The sequence below is a fragment of the Kitasatospora sp. NPDC051170 genome (assembly GCF_044455705.1).
Lineage (GTDB): Bacteria > Actinomycetota > Actinomycetes > Streptomycetales > Streptomycetaceae > Kitasatospora.
The window spans coordinates 66,721-87,382 of record NZ_JBITFA010000018.1; the positions used below are offsets into that span (position 1 = coordinate 66,721).

Below are 20,662 nucleotides of genomic sequence, written 5' to 3' on the forward strand. Positions count from 1 at the left end.
CGCTCCACCCACAGCCATCACCCTCGCCCTCACCCGACGATCGAACCGGAGACACGAGAAATGACCGACGCAGCCGGCGCACTCAAGCAGGCCATGACCAGCATCGAGGGCGCCCTCGGCGGAGCCCTCGTCGACTACAACAGCGGCATGGCGCTCGCCACCCTCGACGGCCCCGGCGGGATCGACCTCAACGTCGCCGCCGCCGGGAACACCGACGTGGTCCGCGCCAAGATGCGCACCATGGACATGCTGGGCCTGCAGGACGGGATCGAGGATATCCTCATCACCCTCACCAGCCAGTACCACCTGATCCGCCCGCTCAGCGGCCGCAGCGGCAAGGGCCTCTTCCTCTACATCGCGCTGGACCGGGGCCGCGCCAACCTCGCGATGGCCCGCCACCAGCTCACCCGGATAGAGGCCGACCTCGAGGTCTGAGTCGCCCCCCGACGCCCGGCGGAGAGCTCAGGCTCCGCCGGGTTCCGGCCCGCTGGAGCCCCAGCCGACGTCACCGCCCGGCAGCCCGCACACCTCGCCGTCCGCCGTCAGCACGCTCCACGGCGCCAGCACCGCGTGCGGCGGCACCGACAGCGCCCCGCCCCCCGCGAAGCCCAGCTCCAGCCCGCCCGCCAGGGTGATCCGGGCGGAGCCCACCGTACGGCCCACCAGCGCCAGCAGCCCGGGGGAGGGGCGGAAGGTCAGCGCCGGGAAGAAGTGCTCGACCTCCTCCGGTGCGGCGAACGAGGGCGCCGCGTACCGGAACTCGTGCGCCACCCGGACGGTCACCGCCCCGGCCAGCGCCAGCTCCAGCCGGGTGCCGCCACCGACCGACTCCACCCGCCGCCCGCCCAGCACCCGCGCGATCGCCTCGTCCACGCCACCAGTGTGCCGACTCACCGCACCTCCCGCCCGCGCACCAGCTCGACCGGCCCGCCCCCGCCCTCCCGGGCCGCCAGCGCCGCCGCCGTCCGCTCCCGGGACGGCCCGGCCAGCAGCGCCCGCGCCTCCTCCGGGCCGCACAGGCGCCAGTCCACCAGCTCCTCCTCCTGCAGCCGGATCGTGTCCAGCAGCTCCGGGGTCACCCGGCCGCCGTCGTACACGTACACCAGGACCGGGGCCTCGCCGTTGGTGTCCAGCGGCTGCCAGTCCAGCCCCAGCAGCCGCCCCGGCTCGACCCGCCAGCCCAGCTCCTCGGCGATCTCCCGCCGTGCCGCCTCCCGGGGCGTCTCCCGGTCCGCCTCCACACTGCCGCCCGGCAGCGTCCAGTACGGCACCTCGCCGCGCGGCCCGTCCCACGGCCTCAGCCGTACGAGCAGCACCCGCCCGGCCTCGTCGGTGAACAGCGCCCGCGCCTTCGCCCGGATCCGGGGCCTGGTCGCGTAGTACGTCTCCCGGTCCAGCGGCGGCGGCGCGGCGGGCGCGCCCTCGTCGCGGAGCTCCGGCGCGGCGGCCAGGCCGAGGTAGTCGGGAGCCGGCCCGCCCAGCTCCGGCAGCGCCCGGGTGTGCCCCGCCGGAAAGCTGTCCTCCAGCTCCAGCGGACCGGCCGCCCGCGGCGCCCGCAGACAGGCCAGCACCCGCCGCGACAGCCTCGGCGGCAGCGCCCGCCCCGCGTCCGCCTCCGCCAGCCACGTCCACCCGCCGACCTCGGCCGCGTCCGGCCGCAGCGCCGCCACCTGGGCCCGCGTCAGCGGCTCGGCCCAGTAGAGGTACGCCACGATCGGCGGCCGGCCCTCCTTCATCGCCCAGTCCACGCAGGCCAGCCGCCCGAGGACCGGAGTGAACCCCAGCTCCTCCCGGATCTCCCGCACGGCCGTCTCCCGCAGCGACCCGTCCTGCGGCTCCCACCCCCCACCCGGGACCGCCACCGGATGCCTCCGGTCGTACGGCAGCCGCACCACCATCACCCGCCCCCGCCCGTCCGGGAACAACACCCCCGCCGCCGCCAACAACCCCCGCCCGTCCACCCGGCCCCCTCGCGCTCGCCCGCTCACGTCCACGCGGTGATCCTTCCCCCGCCTCCTCCTCCCGACCCGTCCTCCGCCCGACCCGTCCTCCGCCCGACCCGTCCTCCTCCCGCACCGGCTCCGCGCTCCCGCACCGGCTCCGCGCTCCCGCGCGCCTCCCCGTCGCCGAGGCCGGACGGGCCTCGGCGCAGGCGGGTAACCGACCGTTCGGGCGGCCGCGTCCGGGCCGCCGAACCACCTGATCGGCCACCTGCGGCCCGAGCCGGGCCGACTGCCCGACGGGATCGGGCCGCCCCTCGCCGCGGCCCGATCCGGCCGGACCGGCGCGCAAGCGCCGGGGGTCAGCCCAGCGAAGCGAGGGCCTGGGCCGCCGCGCGGGCCATCCGTTCGTCGTGGCGGCGGCTCGCGCCGCGGAGGCGGGCGTAGCCCTCGGCGGCGGCGAGGGCGAGGAGGCCCGGGAGGAGGTCGGTGCTGCGGGCGGCCAGCCAGCGGGTGCCCTGGGTGGCCATCCACCACAGGTCGGCGGAGCGGCTGGGCGGGGCCTCGGTCGGGGTGGCGGTGGGTGGGGGGCCGAGGGGGTGGCCCTTGTCCGAGAGCAGGGTGTGGAAGTGCCGGGCGATGAGGTGGTGGCCCTCGGCGCTGGGGTGGAGGCGGTCCACGCTGAGGAGGCGGCGTTCGGCGAGCCAGGGCAGGTCGGCGATGTGCAGGTGGACGGCCCGGTGGCGCTCGGTGAGGGCGTGCACCACCGTGTTCACGGCCCGCATCCGGCGGGCCAGCGGGCGGGTGAGGGGGGCCGGGAGGCCGAGCAGGGTGCCCGGGTCCGGGAGGCAGGCGGTGAGCACCACCGCGCCGTGGGCGGTGAGTTCGCCGAGGACCTCGTCCAGTCGCAGGGTGCTGCGCCGGATGTCGAAGCCCGCCCGCAGGGTGTCGTTGCCGCCGACCACCACGGCCGCCAGCTCCGGGCGCAGGGCGAGCGCCTCCGGTAGCTGACTCGTCGTCAGATCCATGGTCAGGGCCCCGCTGCGCGCCAGGTTGGTGAACTCCACCTCCTGCCCGCCGTCGGCCAGCGCGGAGGCCAGGACGGCGGCCCAGCCGCGCCAGCCCTCGCCCGCCGCGTCGCCGACGCCCTCCGTCAGCGAGTCGCCGAGCGCGACGAAGCGCGAGAACCCGCGCGCTTCCTGCGGGCTCTGCCGGTCCTGCCTGTCCTGCCGGTCCTGCTTGTCCTGCTGCTCCTGCCGGTCCTTGTCGCCGCCGTCCGCCGCCAGGTCACACCCGCTGTCGAGCAGGCTCATCCCAACCCCCCTCCACAGCGCCGCAGTTGTTCACCCGAGCCACCCGAGCCACCCGGTTCACCTGATGTGCGGCCAGGAACGCGTCCACCGCCGCCGGCCAGCCGTACCGCTCCGCCCGCGCCCGGGCCGCCGCCCGCCGTGCCGACTCCGGCCGCGCCAGCAACTCCCGTACGGCCGAGGCGAATCCGGTGCCCGTATCGGCCGCCGCCACCCCGGCGAGCCCGATCAGCCCGGGCAGGGCGGAGGAGCGGCTCACCACGACGGGCGTCCCGCAGGCCAGCGCCTCCATCGCCGCCAGCCCGAAGGTCTCCACCGGCCCGGGCGCCAGCGCCACGTCCGCACACCCCAACAGCCGCGCCAGCGCCGCCCGTTCGCTCAGATGCCCGAGGAACCGCACCCGCAGCCCCAGCCGCAGGGCCTGCTGCTCCAGCCGCGCCCGCAGCGGCCCGGTGCCCGCCACCACCAGCACGGCCGGCCGCCGGGTTCGTAGCGCGGCCAGCGCCTCGAGCGCCCGCTCGGGCCGCTTCTCCGCGGAGAGCCGCGAGCAGAGCACCAGCAGCGTCTCGTCGGGCGCGGCGTACCGGGCCCGCTCCTCGGCCCGTACCCGCGGCTCCAGCGGCCGCATCGCGGTCAGGTCCACCCCGAGCGGCGCCCGGACGAGGTTCGGCGTGCCGATCCGGCGGAACTCGGCCGCCGCCCAGTCGGTGGTGCACAGCACCGCGTCGTACTCCCGCGCCGTCGCCGCGTTGAGCCGGTCGGCCGCCGCGCCGGCCAGCGGGCCCGGCAGACCCCAGGCGCGCAGCACCCCGGCGGCGCTCTCGTGCGAGACCATCACCGAGCGCACGCCGTGCCGCCGCGCCCAGGCGCCCGTCCAGCGCAGGGTGGTGCGGTCGGAGACCTCCAGCCGGTCGGGGGAGAGGCGGGTGAGCTCGGCGGCGACGGCCGCGCGGTCGACGAGCAGCCGGTACCCGCCGCTGGCGGGCAGCACCGGCCCGGGCAGGGTGATCACCAGGCCCTGGTCGGTCTCCTCCTCGCTGCGCCGCTCCCCGGGCACGACGAGCACCGGCCGGTGCCCCGCCGCCCGGTACCCGGCGCCGAGGTGGCGCAGCGCGGTGCGAAGGCCCCCGGAGACGGGGGTGACGAAGTTGGCGAGCCGCACGACGGTCAGCGGCGCACCGGACGGCTCCGCACTCATGCCGGCAGCTCCTCGACGGTCGTGACCTGCCCGGCGGCGAGCTGATCGTCCGTTCGCGGGACGATCGTCTCCGCGAGGCTCGGTTCGGCGGTGACCGGCTTCCCCCGCCCCTCCGCCAGCACCTCCGCGTAGTGCCCCAGCAGCAGGTCCCCGACCGCCTCCCACGTGCGGGCCGTCACATCCGCCCGCCCCGCCAGCCCGTACCCCGCCCGCCGCTCCGGGTCGGCGGCCAGCTCGGCCACCGCCCGGGCGATGGCCGCGCCGTCCCTCGGCGGCACCAGCAGGCCCGTCCGGTGGTGGCCCACCAGGTCCAGCGGGCCGCCCGCCGCCGGGCCGATCACCGCGACCCCGCTCGCCATCGCCTCCTGGATGGTCTGGCAGAAGGTCTCCAGCGGCCCGGTGTGCACGAACACGTCGAGGGTGGCGAAACATCGCGCCAGCTCGTCCCCGGTGCGCCGCCCCAGGAACACCGCCCCCGGCATGGCCGCCCTGAGCCCGGGTGCGGAGGGGCCGTCCCCGATGACCACCACCCGCACCCCGGGCAGCGCCGAGGTCGCCGCGAGCAGGTCCACCCGCTTCTCGGGCGCCAGCCGCCCGACGTACCCCACCAGCACCTCCCCGCCCGGCGCGAGCGCCCGGTGCAGCCCCTCGTCCCGGTGCCTGGGGTGGAAGCGCACCGAGTCCACCCCGCGCGGCCACAGCTGCACCCGGGGCACCCCGTGCGCCGTCAGGTCCTGCGCGGCCGGGGTGGACGGCGCCAGCGTCCGGGCGGCGGCCCGGTGCACGGACCGGATGCGCCGCCACGCGGCGGCCTCGCCCAGCCCCCGCCCGGCGCGGTAGGCGTGCGCGTAGCCCGCCAGGTCGGTCTGGTAGACGGCCACGGCCGGCACCCCGAGCCGCGCCGCGACCTGCATCCCGCGCGCGCCGAGCACGAACGGGCTGGCCAGGTGGACGATGTCGGGCCGGTGCCCGGCGACCGCGGCCGCCAGCTGCCGGCTCGGCAGCGCGATCCGCACCTGCGGGTACCCGGGCAGCGGCATCGACGGGATGCGCACCACCGGGATCTCGGCGGTCTCGGCCCCGCCGCCGAAGCTCTGCGGCGGGCAGTGGGCGCTCCGCGCGGGAGCCGGGGTGACGACGAGGGGCTGGTGACCCCGGCGCACCAGGTGCTCGGCCGTCCGCAGCACGCTGTGGGCGACTCCGTTGACCTCGGGCGGAAAGGATTCGGTGACGATGACGACGCGCATGCCGAATTTCTGTCCACACCCGGCGTGCACCCGGCCAAAGGGATCTGTCGTACAAGCGAACGCGGGTCGGCGATTTGCACCACCGACCCGCGCGGGGCCCTCCCGGTCCGGTCAGACCGACCCGGCGGCCTCCTTCAGGTCGGCGTACGGAGCGAGCTTGCGGATGGACTCGATGCTCCTGAGGCAGTCGTCCTTGCTCTCCTGCGGATCCCCGGTGACCACGATCGTCCCGTTGCTCGCCTTGAGCCGGAACCGGTGCATCCCGCTCTCGTCCGTGTACAGCTCGAACTTCCCGGCCATGTCAGTACGTACCTCTCGTTCAGGTGACCCCCACGCACCGCAACCTACGGCTCGGTCGGCCGCCCCGCTCTCCGGCCGAACCCGTTCGGGTCAGGCTCGCCGTGGGGCCGGACCGGGCATGCCGGCCGGCCCCTGTGTGGAGGGGGAGACGTGGTTCAGCCGGTGGCGGCCGGCTGGTGGGTCAGGGCGGATCTGGTGGTGAGGGCGAGGCCGTAGCGGCGCAGCAGGAGGACGGCGGTGGTGGCGAGGCCGAGGAGGAGGCCGAGCCAGAGGCCGCGGGTCTCGCCGCCGAGAGGGTAGGCGAGGAGCCAGGCGGCGGGCAGGCCGACGAGCCAGTAGCCGACGAGGGTGATGCGGAAGCCGCTCCTGGTGTCGTCGAGGCCGCGCAGGAGGCCGACGCCGATGTTCTGGGCGCAGTCGAAGAACTGGAGCAGGGCGACGACGGCCAGGAGGCCGGTGGCGATGTGCAGGCCCTGCTGGTCGGCGGCCGTGTCGGGGTCGAAGTAGGGCCGCAGGACGAGCTCGGGGAGAGTGAGGTAGGCGATGCCGACGAGGGTGGTGACGACGGCGCCGCAGGCGAGGGCGGTGTTCCTGATGCGGCGGGCGGCGGTGTACTCGCCGAGGGCGAGTTCGCGGCTGACGTTGATGGAGGCGGCGTGGGAGAGGCCGACGGCGACCTGGAAGACGATGTAGATCAGCTGGTTGACGGCGGTGTGGGCGGCGAGGGCGGCGGCGCCGAAGCTGCCGGCGAGCAGGGCGGTGACGGAGAAGAAGCCGGCCTCGGATCCGTAGGTGGCGGCGATCGGGGTGCCGAGGCCGAGCAGGCGGCGCACGGTGGGGGCGTCGGCGCGCCAGAAGTCCAGGCTCAGCCGTGACGCGAGTCGGGGGTCACGGCGGGCGGAGGCGTGGAGGGCGAGGAAGGAGAGCAGGTGGACGCTGCTGGTGGCCACCCCGATGCCGGTGAGTCCGAGCTTCGGCAGGCCCCAGGTGCCGTGGATGAAGATCCAGTTGAGCCCGGCGTTGACGGCGACGGAGGCGATGGTGATCCGCAGCAGCGCCTGGGGGCGGCGCATGCCGACGGTGAACTGGCGGATCGCCTGGAACCAGAGGCAGGGCAGCAGGCCGGGCGCCAGGGCGGCGAGCATGCCCTGGGCGCGGTGGGCGACGTCCGCGTCCTGGCCGAGGAGGGTGGCGGCCTGGCCGATGAGGACCATCAGGACGGCGCCCGCGAGGCCGGCGATCGTGGCGACGGCCATCGCGGCCCGGACCAGGCCGCGTACCTCGTCACCGCTCCCGGCCGCGGCGGTCTGCTCCGGCCCCTCGGCCCCCTCGGCCCCCTCGGCCCCCTCGGCTCCCTCGGCCTTCTCGGCGCGGGCTGCGGCGGCGGCGACCTGGTTGCCGACCGAGGTGACGAGCCCGACGCCCATGGTGCGCAGCTGGTTGAAGATGACCAGGGCGAGGCCGCCGGCCGCGAGGGCCCCGGTGCCGAGGGCGCCCATCATGACGGTGTCGGTGGTGGTGAGGGCGACCTGGGCGAGTTGGGTGAGGGCGAGCGGGACCGCGAGGGCGGCGAGGGCCCGGCCGTCGCGGACCAGCGTGGTCAACTGCTGCATGGTGAGGCTCAGTTCTGGCGGAGTTTGGTGAGGGTCTCGTCGATCCCGGCTTCCACGCCGGGGTCGGTGAGGGAGCGGGCGCGCATCCAGTCGTCGTCGAAGACGGTGTCCAGGTACTTCTCGCCTCCGTCGTTGACGAAGGCGACCATCACCGCGTCCGGCGGCAGGGTCTGCAGCCTGGTGAGGGCCTCGTACACGACTCCGCCCGCGGAGCCTCCGATGAGCAGGCCGGTGCGGCGGGCGACGACGCGGGCGGTGGCGAACGCCTCGATGTCGCCGACCTTCACGCCTTCGTCGATGAGGTCGTAGTCGACCAGGAGTCCGATCGTGGCGCCTTCGGGGGTGCCGGTGCCGGACTGGTAGTAGTCGTGGGCGGGCGGGCCGAAGGCGATCGAGCCCTTGGGTTCGACGCCGACGACGGTGAGGTCCGGGACGCTCTTCCTCAGCTCCGCTCCGGTGCCGCACAGGCCGCCGCCGGTGCCGACCGCGCCGATCAGCACGTCCACCCGGTTGTCCAGGGCCCGGGCGATCTCGCGGCCCACCGCGTAGTAGCCCACCGCGTTGCTGGGGTTGTTGTGCTGTTCGGTGAAGAAGGTGTTCTCCTTGCCCCGGGCCATCTCCTCGGCGAGTTCCTCACGGGCGGCGGTGTGCAGGTCCTCGTCGCCGTCCTCGCCCCCGTCCTCGCCGCCGTTCTCGTCGACGTAGACGAGCTCGGTGCCCATGGCCGACATGGCGCGCAGCTTGTCGGCGGCGGCGTGGTGGTCGACGACGGCGGTGAAGCGGTAGCCGCGTTCGGCGGCGACGACGGCCAGGCCCAGGCCGGTGTTGCCGGAAGTGGACTCGATGATGTGGCCGCCCTCGCGCAGGTCGCCGCGTTCCTCGGCGTCGAGGACCATCTGGCGGGCCATCCGGATCTTGGCGCTGCCGGTGGGGTTGTACATCTCCAGCTTGAGGAGGAGGCGGGCGCCGTTGTCGGCACGGGCGAGTTCGAACAGCGGGGTGCAGCCGATGAGGTCGGATATCCGGCTGACCACCGGGGGGCGGTGCAGGGCGTCGGTCATGGTGGGAGAACTCCAGTGGGGTCAGCGGTCGAGGCGCCAGCGCGGGCGGTCGCCGTCCTGGTCGATCACGACCTTGGGCGGCAGGGGCAGTTCGTGGAAGGGGGACTCGTTGGAGTCCATCTGGTAGCCGGCCGTGTTGGGGTAGACGATCAGGTCGCCGAACCGGGGCCGGGAGGGGAAGCGGATCCTGCGCCAGGTCAGCAGGTCGGAGTCCAGGCAGCTGGCACCGCCCACGCAGGCTTCGTACGGGCCGTCCTCGCGCTCCCCCCGGGGCAGCAGGAGGGGTTCGGGCAGGTACTCGCTGTTGAACCACTGCTCGGACAGGCTGAGGCTGGTGCCGTCCACGGTGACGATGCCGTATCCGGTACGGTCCTTGACGCCCTGGACGCGGAACACCGAGGAGCCCGCGCGGTCGAGCAGGGCGCGGCCGGGTTCGAGCAGCAGCATCACCCCGGCCTGCCGCAGCCGTTCCGCCAGGCTCACGTCGTCGTCGTCGCCGGCCGGTCGGGCGGCGAGGATCGCGCGCAGCGCGTCGTCGCCGGCGACCGGCGAGTGGTACGGGTAGAAGTCATCCACGGCGAAGGCCTTCTCGCCGTGGTACTGCCCGGGACCGTGTTCTCCGAGGAAGGTGTCCCAGGCGTCGGCGGGGACGTAGTCGACGGGGAAGCCGCCGCCGATGCTGATCCGGTCCGCCTGGAGGCCCAGGACCCGGGCCTTGAGGCAGAGTTCGACGAGCTCCCCGGCGAGGTCGGCGCGCGGCTGGACCTCGTAGCCGGAGAGGTGGAAGCTGAAGCCCTCCATCCGCACGGCGTCCCCGGCGGCGGCGCAGCGGCGGAGTGCCGCGTGCAGCTGTGCGCGGTCCAGGCCGAAGCGGCTGCGCAGCTGGGTCGGCGGGTGGCGGCGCAGGAGTACCCGGACAGGGCGCGCGCCATCGGGGGCGAGCAGGCGGTCCAGCTCGTCCAGGGCGTCGACGGCGATCAGCGCGCCCTGTCGGACCGCGACGCGCAGCAGCTCCGGGGACTTGGCGGGCCCGGTGACGACCAGGTGCTCGCCGCGCACGCCGTGGCCGAGGGCGTCGCGCAGTTCCCCGAGGGAGGCGACGTCCACGCCTGCGCCCCCGGCGGCGCAGCGGGCCATGAACACCGAGGCCTTGTTGGCCTTCTTGGCGTAGTGGACGCGTCCTTCGACGCCGGCCTCGGTGAGGGCGGCCCGGAAGTCGGCGAGGTTGGCGTCGAAGCGTTCCGGCAGCAGGTAGTGGAACGGACCGTCGAGGCCGTGGGCGAGTTCGTGCAGCAGGCCGCCGGCGTGGAGGCGGTCGGCGAGCGGGTCGGGGTGGGCGGGCAGGGTCAGCGCCACAGGGCCACCTCGGTACCGAGGCCCTGGGCGGCGGCGAGCTGGGCGAAGCGGTGGCCGAGGGCGATGTCGGTGACGACCAGGCCGCTGTTGTAGGCGAAGATGCGCTGGTCGTCGGCGGTTCGGGCCTTGGCGGCACCGGCGATGACGACGGGCAGTTCCAGATCGACGGCCGGGAAGTCGCCGTCCGCGTCGGCCATGTCGGTGCCGGTGACACGCATCTGGGCCTCGCTGGTGGCGATCACGCGGTCCGCCCGGTGGAGCGTGGAGGGGGCGAGGCCGTGGCCGACGAGGACGGTCACCGCGCCGGGCTTGAGCCAGTCGGCCTCGACGGCGGCGGGGGAGTGGGCGCCGGCGGTGGCGAGGATGACGTCGGCGTCGCGGGTGGCGGCCTCGAGGTCGTCGACGAGTTCGATCCCGCGGCCGGGGAAGTGCCGGGCGAGTTCGGCGCGGACGGCGGTGATGCCGTCGGGGTGGGTGCCGGAGAGCAGCAGGCGCTCCAGCTTCGGCAGGGTGGTGAGCAGGAACGGCAGCGCGAGGCGGCCCTGGGTGCCGGTGCCGATGACCAGCGCGGTGCGCGCGTCCGGCGCGGCGCACTCGCGGGCCAGCAGCGCGGAGACGGCGGGGGTGCGCAGCGAGCCGATGCGGGAGCAGTCCATCATCGCCACGGGCAGGCCGGTGACGTCGTCGTAGATGGTCAGCGTCGTGTAGTAGTGCTGCTCCTCGCGCCCGGAGTGCAGGCCGTGCTTGTAGGAGGTCTTGATCGCGACGACGTTGCGCACTCCGTCGCGGCCGAGCATCGCGTAGGAGACGGAGTGACCGTCTGCGGGCTTGACGGTGAGCTTGCGCGGGTTGTCGGACTTTCCGGCGGCCAGGGTGCGGTATGCCTGTTCGACGGTGTCGACGACGTCGGCGAGGGTGATGTCCAGGCCGGCGAGGTCGCTGGTGGAGAGTACGCGCAGGGCGGTGTCGTCCCGGTCCACGTGGTGTGCCCTTTCGAGAGGGTGAGATGGCGTCAGAGGCGCCGGGTCAGGCGGGTCAGGCGGGTCAGGCGGTTCAGCCGGCCCAGGCGGTGAGGGCGGCCTGGCCGTACCCGTGCTCGTCGTGCTCGGCCGGCGGGCGGGTGGAACGGTTTTCGACGCGTACCGAGGCGCGCTTGAGCCAGCGGTCGGTGCCGTCGTAGCGGGCCCGGAAAGGCACGCGGCCGTGGACGACGAGGTCGTTGTCGACGACCAGGACGTCGCCGGGTTCCAGGCTGACCGCGACCGACACGCGCGCCAACTCCCGCCCGAGGCGGTCGTACGCCTCGCGCCACGCCCCGTCCGTCTCGTCCAGCGGGGTGTAGGCGGGGTCGTAACGCATGGTCAGGCCCTCGGGCGAGTCGAAGAGGGTGGGCACCGGGTCGGGACGGCCGCCGAACCGCCGGGCCTCCTCGTACGCGTCGTCGGGCAGGATCGGGGCGACGGGCCGCTTCAGCTGGTCGAGGTCGGCCTGCGAGAGCCCGGCGAGGCGCACACTGGCGGCGGTGGTGGCGATCTCGTCGTGGTTGCGCATGCAGCACAGCAGCAGCAGGTGGGCGCGGCCGGGGTGGAAGGCGTCCTCGGTGTGCGGGGTGAGCAGCACCGAGCTGGAGGCGCCGGTCTGCTCGCTCTCGTGGCCCGGCGAGGGGACGATGTTGTGCACGAAGCGGCCGTCCTGCTGGCCGTCCCAGGCGATCGGCGTGCCCATCAGCGCGGAGACGAGCAGCAGCACCACGTCCCACAGCGCACCGGCGTCGGCGACGGTCGACCAGTGCCCCGGGGTCGGGCCGAGCTCGGCGTCGTCGACGTCGAGGCCGCGCAGCACGAACAGGCCGTCGGCGGTGTCGACCGGCCGCAGCCGACGGCGCACTCGCTGCCTGCGGCGGCGGCACGGGCGGTTCCCAGGGCACCGCGCCCTCCGGCGGCGCCTCCCAACAGCCCCGCGCCGGAGGCACGTTGAAGGTGGGCGCGCTCGGCAAGGCGTCCGCCGTCACCCGTGACCCGCACGGCACCCAGGCCCATGAGAGCGACTACCTCATCATCAGCCTGGTCTACGACACGCTCGCGATACCCGGGGACAGGACCAACACCGCCCCCCGCCTCGCCGCCTCCTGGAAGCCGTCCGAGGACCTGAGGACCTGGCGCTTCACCCTGGCCGACGGTGCCGCCTTCCACGACGGCACCCCGGTCACCGCCGATGACGTCGTCTGGTCCCTCAAGCGCCTGCGCAACACCCCGTCCGGCAAGAGCCGCCTGCCCGGCATCCAGCCCGAGGGCATCACCGCCGAGGGAGCGAAGACCGTCGTCCTGGTCTCCGACTACCCCAACGCGGACCTGCCGCTGCTGACCCGCCTGACCACCTTCGTCCTCAGGAAGGACACCAAGGACGACGCGGTCGCCGGCGCCCCCGGCACCGGCCCCTTCAAGCTCGACTGGTACCGCGACGGCAACGCCCGCCTCGTGCGCAACGACAACTGGTACGGCGGCAAGGTCCTGCTCGACGCCGTCGAGGTGCGGCTGTTCGAGAGCCCCCAGGCGATGGCCAACGCGCTGCTCGCCGGGCAGATCGACGTCGCCTCCAACGTCGGCGCGGTCGCCGCCCGCACCGCCGAGGCCCGCAAGGGCGTCCAGATCGTGCGCCGGCCCAACGACATGGCGATGCCCATCGTCATGCGCACCGCCGACGGCCCGTTCGCCGACGCCCGGGTGCGCGAGGCCCTCAGGCTCGCCGTCGACCGCGACGCCATGGTCAAGCAGGTCCTCTCCGGCTACGGCAGCATCGGCAACGACATCCTCGGCACCGGCGACCCGGCCTTCGCCAAGGACGTCCCGCAGCGCACCCGTGACCTCGCCAAGGCCGAGCAGCTGCTCGCCGACGCCGGGTTCGACACCTCGAAGACCTACGACCTGGTCACCACCGAGGACATCGCGGGCCTCGCCGAGTCCGCGACCCTGTTCGCCACCCAGGTCCGCGAGGCCGGGGTGAAGATCAACGTGGTGAAGCAGGACTCCAAGGTGTTCTGGGACGCGACCTGGCTCAAGGGCGCGCTCTACACCACCTATTGGGGCACCAACGACTCGGTCGTCTTCTTCGCCTCCAAGACGATGCTCTCCGACGCCGGGCAGAACGAGTCCGGCTGGAACGAGCCCGAGTTCGACGAGACCTACCGCAAGGCCATGGGCGCCGCCGACACCGCGCAGCGCGACAAACTGCTCCACCGGCTCCAGGAGATCGAGTTCGCCAAGTCCGGCTACCTGCTGTGGGGCATGGCCGACGGCATCGACCTCGCCGGCGCGGCCGTGCGCGACCTGCCCAGGCTCCCCGGCTACGGCCGCGTCCAGCTCGAGAAGACCTGGCTGTCGCGTTGACGACCCCTCACCCGGTGGCCGCGCCGGCCTCCCGGAGCCTCCCGGCCCGCATCCTCCCCGGTGCGGGCCGGGCCGCCCGGCAGGCCGTCCGGCGGCTGGTCATGCTCGTCGTCCTGCTCGGCGCCGTGTTCGCCGCCGTCGAGGTCCTGCCCGGCGACGCCGCCGGCGCGAGCTCCGACCGGGGCGTCACCGCCGCCGACCTCGCCGCCCGGCGCACCGCGCTGGGCCTCGACCGGCCCGTCGCCGAACGCTTCTGGGACTGGATGACCGGCCTGCCCACCGGTGACCTCGGCACCACCGCACGCGGACAGCACGTCACCGACGTCCTGGCCGGCCCGTTCCCCAACACCCTCCTGCTCGGCGGCCTCGCCCTCGCGCTCAGCACGGTCGGCGCCTTCGCCCTCGGTGGCTGGGCCACCCTGCGCGCGGGCGGGCGCGTCGACCGCGCGATCGACGTCCTGTCCACAGCGGCCTTCGCCCTGCCGGAGTTCGTCGTCTCCGTCGCCCTGCTCCTGCTGCTGTCCCAGTGGACCGGCTGGCTGCCCGCCGTCACCCTCACCGGGCCGGACGGCGGACCCGAGTCCTGGACCATGATCGTCCTGCCGCTCCTCTCCCTGGCGGTCCCCCAGATCGGCTGGAACACCCGCATCGTGCGCGGCGCACTCGCCGACCAGGCGGCCCTGCCGCACGTCCAGGCGGCCGTCCTCGACGGCCTGCCCCACCGGCGCCTCCTCAGCCACCACATGCTCCCCGGCGCCCTGCCCGCCATCGCCGTCGGCATCGCCACCTCCGCCGGCATGCTGCTGGGTGGCACCGTCGTCGTCGAGACCCTCTTCAACTACCCCGGCATCGGCTCCGTCCTGGCCGGAGCCGTCACCGACCGCGACACCCCGCTCGTCGCCGGGGTCGTGGCCGCCGCCGGTGCCTCCATCAGCCTGCTCCTGATGCTCGCCGACCTCGTCCGCACCACCGTTCTCGGAGACGAGCGCCGATGACCGCCACCGCCAAGGCCCCCGTCCGCACCGTCCGGCGGAAGCGACAGGTGCTCCTGCGCGCCGCCCCCGCACTCCTGCTCGTCCTCCTCGCACTCGCCGGACCACTCCTGGCCCCGCACCCGATCGACGCACCGGTCGCCTTCCCCTACGCCGAAGCGGGCGGCGACGCACCGCTCGGCGGCGACCAGCTCGGCCGTGACGTCCTCAGCCGCCTCCTGACCGGCGGCGCACCGCTGATCGTCGCCGCTCTGGCCATCGCCTCGGTCGTCACCGCGGCCGCCGGCGCCATCGGCATCGTCGCCGCCTTGCGCCCGGTCCTCGGCCGCTGGATCGAACGGGCCGCGGACAGCACGATCCTGCTGCCCTCCGTCCTCGCCGTCATGCTCATCGCCCTGGCCTGGCCCGGCGGCGGCCGCCTCGCCGTCGCCGCCGCCGCCACCCTCCTCGGCATCCCCTACGCCGTACGGATCGTCGCCGCCGCGGCCGCGCCCGTCACCACCACCGGCTACGTCGAAGCCGCCGCGGCCGGCGGGGAGAACCTCTGGCACCTGACCGTCCACGAAGTCCTCCCCAACCTGCGCTCCACCGTCCTCGCCCTGTTCGGCCTGCGCTTCGTCGAAGGCGTCTACATCGTCTCCGTCGCCGCCTTCCTCCAGCTCGGCCCCCAACCCCCCGAAGCCGACTGGGCGTTGATGATCCGCGAGAACGCCGCCGGCATCACCCTCAACCCGTGGGCCGTCGGCGCGCCCTGCCTCGCCATCGGCCTGCTCGCCATCAGCGTCAACCTCGCCGCCGAAGCCCTCGCCCCCGCCAGGCCCACCCCGGAGACCCCGCAGTGAGCACCCCCGCACCCGCCGCCCGCGCCACCGACCTGACCGTCGCTCTCCGGGACACCCCTCTGCTCACCGGCGCCACCCTCACCCTCACCCCGGGCCGCGTCCACGCCATCACCGGCCCCTCCGGCGCCGGCAAGACCACCCTGCTGCGCGCCCTCGTCGGCGCTCTGCCACCCGGCGCGCGCGTCACGGACGGAAGCCTCGCCGTCCTCGGGCACGACCTCCTCACCCTCCCGCCCGGGGAACTGCGCCGGCTGCGGCGCCACCGGCTCGCCTTCGTCGGCCAGGACCCGGGCTCCGGGCTCAACCCCCGCATGCGCGTCGGCCGGCTCATCACCGAGACCGCCGCCGACCGCCGTACCACCTCCGTGGCGGACCTGCTGCGCGCCGTCCGGCTACCGGTCGACGAGGGCATCGAACGCCGCCGCACCACCGGCCTCTCCGGCGGACAGCAGCGCCGCGTCGCCCTCGCCCGCGCCCTCGCCCGGCGCCCCGCGATCCTCCTCCTCGACGAACCCACGGCCGGCCTGGACACCGCCCTGCGCGACGAGATCGCCGGGCTGCTGCGCGATCTCGCCGAGCGGCAGGGCATCGCCGTCGCCCTCACCAGCCACGACGGCGACTTCGTCGCCCGCTGCGCCGACGAGGTCCTCGCGCTGGCGCCCGCCCGGCCGGCCGCGGGCCCCAGAACCGCGGCAACGCCCGTGGCCACCATCCGAGTCGGCGTCTCCACCGACGCGGCGCCCGTCGTCGAGGTGAGGGCGCTCGACGCCCGGGTCGGCGGCGGGCGCGCCCGCCGGCAGGTCTTCACGGGCCTCGACCTCACCGTCAGGGCCGGCACCCTGACCGGGATCACCGGCCCCTCCGGCTGCGGCAAGACCACCCTGCTGCGCGCCCTCGCCGGGCTCCACCGCCCCGAGGCCGGAAGCATCACCCTCGGCGGCGAACCCCTGGCCCCCTCCTACCGGCGCCGCACCCGCGACCAGCGCCGCCGCGTCCAGCTCGTCCCACAGAACCCGCTCGGCGCGCTCAACCCCGCCCACACCGTCGGCACCACCCTCACACGTCCGTTGAAGCTCCACTTCGCCCGGACCGCCGACCAGCGCGGTGCTCGCGTGGCCGAACTGCTGACCGCCGTGGGCCTCACTCCCGCCCACGCCGCCAGGTACCCCCATGAGCTGTCCGGCGGACAGCGCCAGCGCGTCTCCATCGCCCGGGCCCTGGCCGCCGAACCCGACGTCCTGCTCTGCGACGAGATCACTTCGGCCCTCGACGCCGACACGGCCGACGGCATCATGGAGCTCCTGCGCGACCTACGGGACGGCCGGGGCCTCGCTGTCCTCCTCGTCAGCCACGACCTGCCCCTGGTGTCCGCCCACGCCGACACCGTCCTCTCCCTCGGGCGCTCCGACGCGGCACCACTCGCGGACCACCGCCCGGTCCCGAGCCCGGTCCCGAGCCCGGCCCCGCGCCCGGTCCCGAACTGACCCGGCCGGCCTTCCCCACGCGGCCGTCGAACGCGAGGGAGGAGGCAGCGGCCGTCATCGGGCCCCGGCCCGGCGGCGCGAGCGCAGCAGTTCCAGTGCGAGCGGCAGCAGCGACACCACGACCACGAGAGCGACGATCGGCAGCAGGTAGTGGTCGACGTTCGGTACGGAGGACCCGAGCGCGTAGCCGGCGAGGACCAGGCCGAACGTCCACACCAGGCCGCCGAGGAGCTGCCAGAGGGTGAAGGTGCGGGCGTCGACGCCGAGCGCCCCGGCGAGCGGGTTGAGGACGGTACGCACCACCGGTACGAAGCGGGCCAGGACGACGGCCTTCGCGTGCCCGTAGCGGTGCAGGATCTCCTCGGCCCGCTGCGCTCCCTCGTGGAGGCGCTTGTTGCGGGAGCGGTCGAGCAGGGCCCGGCCGCCGCGGCGGCCGAGCAGATAGCCGACCTGGGCCCCGGCGAGCGCGCCGACGGCGGAGGCACCGAGCACCTGGGCGAGGTTCAGGTGCGGGCCGCTGTGGGAACCGGTGGTGCACAGCAGCCCCGCGGTGAACAGCAGGGAGTCGCCCGGGAGGAAGAATCCGACCAGCAGGCCGGTTTCCGCGAACAGCACGACGGCGATACCCAGGGCGCCGAACGCGCCGAGGAGTGATCCGGCGTCCAGAGGGTTGACGGCCAGCAGGCTCGACGAGAGGTTCATCGCGTTCAGCGCCCTTTCGCGGGGACGGGTCGGTCGGAGGTGAGGAGGATCGGACGTCAGGCCGATGCTCGGGGCACGCGACGCTCGCCCTTGGCCAGCCATGCCACGGCGGCCACGATGACCACCGCGAGGACGAGGCTGACCGGACCGGTCCCGAGGTCCAGGCCGCCGCGCTCGCGGCTGACCCCGGCCCAGTCGGCGAAGCAGGCGCCCAGCGGCCGGGTCAGCACGTAGGCCCACCAGAAGGTGAGCACCGGCGAGAGGCCGGACAGGCGGCGGGCGAGCGCCGGGACCAGGATCAGGGCGGCGAACAGCAGCCCGGAGGGCAGGTAGCCCCAGCCCAGGGTGGCCGCCGTCAGGTCCCCGACCGCGGTGCCGAGCGCGAAGGTGGCCATCACCGCGCACCAGTAGAAGACCTCGCGCCGCCCGCCCGCGACCGTCTCCACCGCCAAGGTCCCCTCGGCGCGCCGCCACAGGACGAACACCAGGGCGAGGACGAGGGCGAACGCCGTCGCGGACGCGGCGTACGGGACGCCGAGGGCGACGTGCGCGACATCGGCGGCCATGGTGCCGAACACGCTCACCATCACCACCGCGGCCCAGTACACGACCGGGACGTAGCGGCGGGTACGGGCCTGAACGAACAGCGCGGCGGCCAGCAGCAGGCCCGCCGAGCCGACCGCCGGGATCGGCCCGAGGGTGTGGGCGAGGTAGTCGGAGGTGGTCTCGCCCATGCCGGTGGTGAGGATCTTGACGATCCAGAACACCGCCGTCACCTGCGGGACCTTGCTCCAGGCCGGGCCGGCGAATCCGGCTCGGCGTCGGTGCGTGTGCAGGGGTGTCGTCGTAGCGCCCACGAGGACGGCGCTCCCTTCCATGATGCGTGGCCGCGGCCGCGCCGAACGAATGGGTCAGCCGCCCAGGACGGTGTCACCGGTGATCGTGTCGTTGGCGCCGTCCACCGTGACCCCACGTGCCGCACGCCGTCCGGGCCCAGGACCAGGATGTCCGGGCGATGCTGAAGCTGAGCTGAAGACCTGAAGCCGTCCTCAGCTCCCAGGTCCCGGGACCTGCCACCCTGGTGGGTATGCGCGTACTGGTGGTGGAGGACGAACGGCGGCTGGCCCTGGCAGTACAGCTGGGCCTGGCCGCGGAAGGGTTCACCGTCGATCTGGCCCACGACGGGCTCACCGGCCTGGCCAGGGCCATGGACCACTCCTACGACGTGATCGTGCTGGACATCATGCTGCCCGGCCTCAACGGCTACCGGGTCTGCTCGCGCCTGCGTGCCGCCGGCAGCGACGTCGGCATCCTGATGCTCACCGCCAAGGACGGTGAGTGGGACGAGGCCGAAGCCCTGGACACCGGCGCCGACGACTACCTCTCCAAGCCCTTCTCCTTCGTCGTGCTCGTCGCCCGCCTCAAGGCCCTCGCCCGCCGCATCGGCAGCCGCGCACCCCGGCGCACCGTCCTGGGCGACCTCGTCGTGGACTCCGCCGCCCGCACCTGCACCCGGGCCGGCGTCGCCGTGCCGCTCACCCCGCGCGAGTTCGCCATCCTCGACCACCTGGCCCGCCGCGCCGGGGAGGTCGTCTCCAAACGGGAGATCCTCGACGCCGTCTGGGACAGCGCCCTGGACAGCGACCCCAACACCGTCGAGGTCCACGTCAGCGCCCTGCGCCGCAAGATCGACACCGCGTTCGGGCGCGCCGCCGTCCAGACCGTCCGCGGCGCCGGCTACCGGCTGGCGGCCGACGGTGGCTGACAGCATCCGGGTCCGCATCCGTGCCGTCGCCCGCCGCAGTCTGGCCCGGCACCCACGCCTCGCGCTCCTTCTCGACCGGTTCGCCCCACGTTCGGTCCGGGCCCGCACCACCCTCGCCGCCTGCGTCAGCGTCGCCGTGGTCCTCGCCATCGCCTCAGCCGCGGTCGTGCTGCTGCTGCGCGCCAACCTGGGACGCACCGTCGAGACCGGCGCCCGCGAGCAGGCCCAGGTCGTCGCCCGTCTCGCCACGGACGGACACCTCAGCAGCCCGCTCCCGCTCGACCACGGCACCGACTTCATCCAGGTCGTCGACGCGCACGGCGCCGTCGTCGCCGCCAGCCAGAACCTGGCCGGCCACCCCGCCGTCGCCCCCGTCAGCCGGCGGGACGGCCACACCGTCTTCAACCTCGGCGCGCTGGGAGACGAACACCACCAGCGCGTCACCACCGTCACCGCCACGACCCCCGCCGGCCCGGTCACCATCTACGTCGGAGCCTCCCTGCGCACCGCCGACGCCGCCGAGGATCTCACCACCGCAGCCCTCGCCGTGCTCAGCGCCGTCCTGCTGCTCACCGTCGGCGCCCTCACCTGGCGATCGACCGGCCGCGCCCTGCGGCCGGTCGAAGCCATCCGCACCGAGGTCGCCGCCATCGGCGACCGCGACCTCGACCGGCGCGTCCCGGAACCGGGCAGCGACGACGAGATCGCCCGCCTCGCCGGCACCATGAACGCCATGCTCGAACGCCTGGAGGCCGCCGGGGTCCGGCAGCGGCGCTTCATCGCCGACGCCTCCCACGAACTGCGCAGCCCCCTGACCGTCCTGCGCACCCAACTCGAAGTCGCCCTCGCCCACCCGGACCCCGAGGTCCGCAACCGCCTGGTTGCCGGAGCCCTGGAGGACACCGAGCGCCTCCAGGCCCTCGCCGCCGACCTCCTGCTGCTGGCCCGCCTGGACGCCACCGCACACGACTGGCCGCACGAACCCGTCGACCTCGCCGAACTCGTCCGCGCCACCGTCGCAGCCCGCGGCACCCAGGCCCACCCGGTCTCCGTCCACACCCCCGGACCGGTCCTCGTCCACGGGAACCCGCAATGGCTGGGCCGCCTGCTCACCAACCTGCTGGACAACGCCCATCGCCACGCCCGGCACCACATCACCGTCCGCCTCGAGCTCGACCCGGCAGCGGGCCTGGCCCTCCTCGACGTGGCCAACGACGGCCCCGTGATCGAACCGGCCGACCGCGAGAAGATCTTCGAACGCTTCACCCGCCTCGACGACGCCCGAAGCCGCGACGACGGCGGCGCCGGCCTCGGCCTCCCCATCGCCCGCGACATCGCCGCCGTTCACGGTGGCACACTCACCGTTCTCGACACATCGGGCACGACGACCTTCCGAATCAGCCTCCCGCTCCCGCCCGCGGCGGCGGCCTGACGGCCTTCGCGTGGATCGGCGATACCAAGGCACT

General features: G+C 74.6%; 20 protein-coding genes. 7 read left to right on the plus strand and 13 right to left on the minus strand.

All coding sequences use genetic code 11. The features are described from left to right. Positions 1-60 precede the first annotated feature (60 nt). Positions 61-435 carry a hypothetical protein gene (locus ACIBCA_RS31225; RefSeq protein WP_396286408.1) on the plus strand — a complete coding sequence of 125 codons (375 nt, stop codon included), beginning with the start codon at positions 61-63 and terminating at the stop codon, positions 433-435. A 27-nt stretch (positions 436-462) separates the two neighbouring features. On the opposite strand, the gene ACIBCA_RS31230 is transcribed toward ACIBCA_RS31225, so the two are convergent. The 11 genes from ACIBCA_RS31230 to ACIBCA_RS31280 all read right to left on the minus strand — a co-directional run bounded on the left by ACIBCA_RS31230 (position 463) and on the right by ACIBCA_RS31280 (position 11,912). Then, a complete protein-coding gene (locus tag ACIBCA_RS31230; RefSeq protein WP_396286409.1) occupies positions 463-873 on the minus strand; it encodes a DUF6188 family protein in 411 nt (136 codons plus the stop codon). Between the two features lie 17 nt (positions 874-890). After that, complete coding sequence (locus tag ACIBCA_RS31235) at positions 891-1,988, minus strand: NUDIX hydrolase (RefSeq protein WP_396286410.1); 1,098 nt, start codon at positions 1,986-1,988, stop codon at positions 891-893. A 314-nt stretch (positions 1,989-2,302) separates the two neighbouring features. Beyond that, positions 2,303-3,253 (minus strand): SGNH/GDSL hydrolase family protein, encoded by a 951-nt coding sequence (locus ACIBCA_RS31240; protein WP_396286412.1) that lies wholly within the window; start codon positions 3,251-3,253, stop codon positions 2,303-2,305. Next, a complete protein-coding gene (locus ACIBCA_RS31245; RefSeq protein ID WP_396286413.1) occupies positions 3,228-4,448 on the minus strand; it encodes a glycosyltransferase in 1,221 nt (406 codons plus the stop codon). Before ACIBCA_RS31245 ends, ACIBCA_RS31240 begins: the two co-directional genes overlap by 26 nt. Then, positions 4,445-5,695 carry a glycosyltransferase family 4 protein gene (locus ACIBCA_RS31250; protein ID WP_396286414.1) on the minus strand — a complete coding sequence of 417 codons (1,251 nt, stop codon included), beginning with the start codon at positions 5,693-5,695 and terminating at the stop codon, positions 4,445-4,447. The genes ACIBCA_RS31245 and ACIBCA_RS31250 overlap by 4 nt, the downstream gene beginning before the upstream one ends. A 111-nt stretch (positions 5,696-5,806) precedes the next feature. After that, on the minus strand, positions 5,807-5,995 hold the full coding sequence (locus ACIBCA_RS31255) for a YegP family protein (protein ID WP_396286415.1): 189 nt from the start codon (positions 5,993-5,995) through the stop codon (positions 5,807-5,809). A 155-nt stretch (positions 5,996-6,150) separates the two neighbouring features. Continuing rightward, positions 6,151-7,608, minus strand: a complete 1,458-nt coding sequence (locus tag ACIBCA_RS31260; RefSeq protein ID WP_396286416.1) for an MATE family efflux transporter — start codon at positions 7,606-7,608, stop codon at positions 6,151-6,153. Positions 7,609-7,616: 8 nt separating this feature from the next. Further along, entirely contained in the window at positions 7,617-8,669 is a 1,053-nt protein-coding gene (locus tag ACIBCA_RS31265; protein WP_396286417.1) for a cysteine synthase family protein, read from the minus strand. 21 nt (positions 8,670-8,690) lie between these two features. Beyond that, on the minus strand, positions 8,691-10,025 hold the full coding sequence (locus ACIBCA_RS31270) for a Y4yA family PLP-dependent enzyme (RefSeq protein ID WP_396286418.1): 1,335 nt from the start codon (positions 10,023-10,025) through the stop codon (positions 8,691-8,693). After that, positions 10,016-11,041, minus strand: coding sequence for an ornithine cyclodeaminase family protein (locus ACIBCA_RS31275; protein WP_396286517.1), 1,026 nt, complete (start codon positions 11,039-11,041; stop codon positions 10,016-10,018). The genes ACIBCA_RS31270 and ACIBCA_RS31275 overlap by 10 nt, the downstream gene beginning before the upstream one ends. A gap of 37 nt (positions 11,042-11,078) precedes the next feature. After that, positions 11,079-11,912 carry a TauD/TfdA family dioxygenase gene (locus ACIBCA_RS31280; RefSeq protein ID WP_396286419.1) on the minus strand — a complete coding sequence of 278 codons (834 nt, stop codon included), beginning with the start codon at positions 11,910-11,912 and terminating at the stop codon, positions 11,079-11,081. Positions 11,913-12,004: 92 nt separating this feature from the next. On the opposite strand from ACIBCA_RS31280, the gene ACIBCA_RS31285 reads away from it, so the two are divergent. Genes ACIBCA_RS31285 through ACIBCA_RS31300 form a run of 4 tightly spaced genes read left to right on the plus strand, consistent with a single transcriptional unit; the run spans position 12,005 to position 16,729 of the window. Further along, a complete protein-coding gene (locus ACIBCA_RS31285) occupies positions 12,005-13,411 on the plus strand; it encodes an ABC transporter substrate-binding protein (RefSeq protein ID WP_396286518.1) in 1,407 nt (468 codons plus the stop codon). Then, positions 13,408-14,406 (plus strand): ABC transporter permease, encoded by a 999-nt coding sequence (locus ACIBCA_RS31290; RefSeq protein ID WP_396286420.1) that lies wholly within the window; start codon positions 13,408-13,410, stop codon positions 14,404-14,406. The genes ACIBCA_RS31285 and ACIBCA_RS31290 overlap by 4 nt, the downstream gene beginning before the upstream one ends. Next, complete coding sequence (locus tag ACIBCA_RS31295; RefSeq protein WP_396286421.1) at positions 14,403-15,245, plus strand: ABC transporter permease subunit; 843 nt, start codon at positions 14,403-14,405, stop codon at positions 15,243-15,245. The genes ACIBCA_RS31290 and ACIBCA_RS31295 overlap by 4 nt, the downstream gene beginning before the upstream one ends. Then, positions 15,242-16,729 (plus strand): ABC transporter ATP-binding protein, encoded by a 1,488-nt coding sequence (locus ACIBCA_RS31300; RefSeq protein ID WP_396286423.1) that lies wholly within the window; start codon positions 15,242-15,244, stop codon positions 16,727-16,729. The genes ACIBCA_RS31295 and ACIBCA_RS31300 overlap by 4 nt, the downstream gene beginning before the upstream one ends. A 54-nt stretch (positions 16,730-16,783) precedes the next feature. Here the strand turns inward: ACIBCA_RS31300 and ACIBCA_RS31305 are convergent, their stop codons facing one another. Together ACIBCA_RS31305 and ACIBCA_RS31310 are read right to left on the minus strand one after the other, a co-directional pair. Next, positions 16,784-17,431, minus strand: a complete 648-nt coding sequence (locus ACIBCA_RS31305) for a DedA family protein (protein WP_396286424.1) — start codon at positions 17,429-17,431, stop codon at positions 16,784-16,786. 56 nt (positions 17,432-17,487) lie between these two features. After that, a complete protein-coding gene (locus ACIBCA_RS31310) occupies positions 17,488-18,309 on the minus strand; it encodes a hypothetical protein (protein WP_396286425.1) in 822 nt (273 codons plus the stop codon). 209 nt (positions 18,310-18,518) lie between these two features. Here ACIBCA_RS31310 and ACIBCA_RS31315 point away from each other — a divergent pair, with 209 nt between their 5' ends. Together ACIBCA_RS31315 and ACIBCA_RS31320 are read left to right on the plus strand one after the other, a co-directional pair. Next, on the plus strand, positions 18,519-19,196 hold the full coding sequence (locus ACIBCA_RS31315; protein ID WP_396286426.1) for a response regulator transcription factor: 678 nt from the start codon (positions 18,519-18,521) through the stop codon (positions 19,194-19,196). Beyond that, positions 19,189-20,628, plus strand: a complete 1,440-nt coding sequence (locus ACIBCA_RS31320; RefSeq protein WP_396286427.1) for an ATP-binding protein — start codon at positions 19,189-19,191, stop codon at positions 20,626-20,628. The genes ACIBCA_RS31315 and ACIBCA_RS31320 overlap by 8 nt, the downstream gene beginning before the upstream one ends. Positions 20,629-20,662: the final 34 nt, after the last annotated feature.

Bases quoted from the DNA above. Each gene is read 5' to 3' on its own strand.
- ACIBCA_RS31225 (WP_396286408.1), top strand. From the start codon at position 61: ATGACCGACGCAGCCGGCGCACTCAAGCAGGCCATGACCAGCATCGAG.
- ACIBCA_RS31240 (WP_396286412.1), bottom strand. From the start codon at position 3,253: ATGAGCCTGCTCGACAGCGGGTGTGACCTGGCGGCGGACGGCGGCGAC.
- ACIBCA_RS31245 (WP_396286413.1), bottom strand. From the start codon at position 4,448: ATGAGTGCGGAGCCGTCCGGTGCGCCGCTGACCGTCGTGCGGCTCGCC.
- ACIBCA_RS31250 (WP_396286414.1), bottom strand. From the start codon at position 5,695: ATGCGCGTCGTCATCGTCACCGAATCCTTTCCGCCCGAGGTCAACGGA.
- ACIBCA_RS31255 (WP_396286415.1), bottom strand. From the start codon at position 5,995: ATGGCCGGGAAGTTCGAGCTGTACACGGACGAGAGCGGGATGCACCGG.
- ACIBCA_RS31260 (WP_396286416.1), bottom strand. From the start codon at position 7,608: ATGCAGCAGTTGACCACGCTGGTCCGCGACGGCCGGGCCCTCGCCGCC.
- ACIBCA_RS31265 (WP_396286417.1), bottom strand. From the start codon at position 8,669: ATGACCGACGCCCTGCACCGCCCCCCGGTGGTCAGCCGGATATCCGAC.
- ACIBCA_RS31295 (WP_396286421.1), top strand. From the start codon at position 14,403: ATGACCGCCACCGCCAAGGCCCCCGTCCGCACCGTCCGGCGGAAGCGA.
- ACIBCA_RS31305 (WP_396286424.1), bottom strand. From the start codon at position 17,431: ATGAACCTCTCGTCGAGCCTGCTGGCCGTCAACCCTCTGGACGCCGGA.
- ACIBCA_RS31310 (WP_396286425.1), bottom strand. From the start codon at position 18,309: ATGGAAGGGAGCGCCGTCCTCGTGGGCGCTACGACGACACCCCTGCAC.
- ACIBCA_RS31315 (WP_396286426.1), top strand. From the start codon at position 18,519: ATGCGCGTACTGGTGGTGGAGGACGAACGGCGGCTGGCCCTGGCAGTA.